The organism is Paraburkholderia polaris (genome assembly GCF_012927345.1).
Classification (GTDB): domain Bacteria; phylum Pseudomonadota; class Gammaproteobacteria; order Burkholderiales; family Burkholderiaceae; genus Paraburkholderia; species Paraburkholderia polaris.
This window is the reverse complement of the sequence record NZ_JABBGJ010000125.1, coordinates 1-2,063: the sequence shown is the minus strand read 5'-3', so window position 1 is coordinate 2,063 and position 2,063 is coordinate 1. Positions and strand designations below refer to the sequence as shown.

At 60.6% G+C, this 2,063-nt stretch carries 2 pseudogenes; one reads left to right on the top strand and one right to left on the bottom strand.

The features are described from left to right. Nucleotides 1-240: pseudogene (locus tag HHL24_RS43215) on the top strand (IS481 family transposase); the annotation flags it as partial. Nucleotides 241-911: 671 nt separating this feature from the next. On the opposite strand, the pseudogene HHL24_RS43210 reads toward HHL24_RS43215, so the two are convergent. Next, nucleotides 912-1,982 (bottom strand): annotated as a pseudogene (locus tag HHL24_RS43210) (IS481 family transposase); the annotation flags it as partial. Nucleotides 1,983-2,063: the final 81 nt, after the last annotated feature.

Genomic DNA, 2,063 nt, shown 5'->3' with positions numbered 1-2,063 from the left:
CCCAGTCCCCGGGCCTATCCATCGATCCTGCAGGAGCCGGAGTACGGACCTGGCGACGTGGTGCTGCGGGTCAAGGCAAATGGCCAGTTACGCTTTGAGGGACGGCACCTGAAGGTCTCCAAGGCACTCTATGGATTGCCAGTCGCGGCTCGCGCAAAGCCGGGAGAAGACGGCGTATTTGAATTCTGGTTTGCCCATCATCGCATCCTCACCCTTGACCTGAGGAGCGAAAATCACTGACCATAAAGTGTCAACGATGTCCCCGCACGTATGTCAATCATGTCCCCGGTCTATACACCTGCCGCAAAGAAAAGTAGGCAAAAGAAAGCGGCTCAAACCACTCATGCTAAGTGGGCGCCATTGCCTGGAAGGGTTAGTGGCTCAGTGGAATCCGGGCCCTCGTGTGTTCTTGCGCTAGTGACAAAGGACTCATCAGCTCCCACTCCGCACTACGTGCGTCGCGGATGGGTCTGCATGGGAAATCAAGGGCTTCGTTTGGGCGCGATGGGCCATCGGTTTCGCTTCGGCGAGGCGCTGAAATACACGCGGATTGACAAGCATCGCGCGTAGCCGCGGACCTAGATGCACGTCACGCTCGCGCGACGCGCAAGTACGGGTTGCATTTGGAACGAAATGCCAGCGCATCCGAGACGCAGCGCAGATACAGCATCACGCCGTCGTACCAGGCAAACCACAAGAGCCAAAACGCAGTGGGCGGTTTTAAGAGGCACCCTTCGGCGCGCGCAGCGCCGCCGGAAGTATGACGCCCTTGTCACTAAGGTCGAATGTGCGAGAACACAGATTCCAGATGCACCACTACCCGCTCCAAGCCACGTGACCCGCTTAGCAGGATTGGTTTGAGCCGCTTTCTCTTGCTTACTTCTCTTTGCGGCGGTGTATAGACCGGGGACAAATACGCCGTCTTCTCCCGGCTTTGCGCGAGCCGCGACTGGCAATCCATAGAGTGCCTTGGAGACCTTCAGGTGCCGTCCCTCAAAGCGTAACTGGCCATTTGCCTTGACCCGCAGCACCACGTCGCCAGGTCCGTACTCCGGCTCCTGCAGGATCGATGGATAGGCCCGGGGACTGGGCCGGTAACGGCTGACCGGCGTGTCCATGCCGATCGCCTCATGCGGGCGCTCGCAGTTATAGATGGTGCGCCAGCGGTCCAGCTCGCGTTGCACGTGCTCCTGGGTGGCGAAGCTTCGTTCGTTCAGTACTTCGGCTTTCAGCGTACGGTGAAACCGCTCGTCCTTGCCGTTCGTCTGTGGGTGGTATGGCCGGCTGTAGCTGATGCGGATACCCAGCCGGATCAGCCAGACGGCCAGTTCAGTGAGCTGCCCCGGGCTACCCGGTGAACCCCATGGCGAGCCGTTGTCGGTGTTGATGCGCAACGGCAGGCCGTAGTGCCCAAACGCCTCCCGTAAGCCCGCCCGCACGGTAGCGGTGTCGGTTGGCCCACAGGCGCGCAGCAGGATGCTGAAGCGCGAGTGATCGTCGAGTACCGTCAGGGGACTGCAACGCCCCTGTTCGAGGGTATCAAAGTGCCCCTTGAAATCCATCTGCCAGAGCACGTTGGGCTGCTCGTGCTCAAAGCGCTTCCAGGGTTCGCTCATCGCTGAATCGGCCGACAGGATCAGGTTGTGCCGGTGCAGGATGTCGGTCACGGTGCTGGACTGCGGCACCGCCTCAAAGCCCAGATCCCGCAGCCGCCGGCTGATCTTGCGGCCGCCCCAACGCGGATGGGCCTGGCGCAACCGTACCACTTCCTGCTCCATGGCAGCGGGGGTCTTCGAAGGACTGCTGGCAGGGCGCCGGGATTGATCTGACAGCGCGTTCTCGCCGCGCCTGAGCCATTTGTAGCCGGTCTGCCGGCTGATGTTAAAGCGCTGGCACAACTCGGTCATCGTCAGCGTGTCCTGACTGGCCAGATGAACAAATTCCTGTCTGAGGCTCATGGTGTCTCTTGCGTTCCAGGGCATGGTCGGGACCGGGCGTTTTAATACCCGGAAGTGTCAACCATGTCCCCGCACACCTGTCAGCTATGTCTCCGGTCTATACAC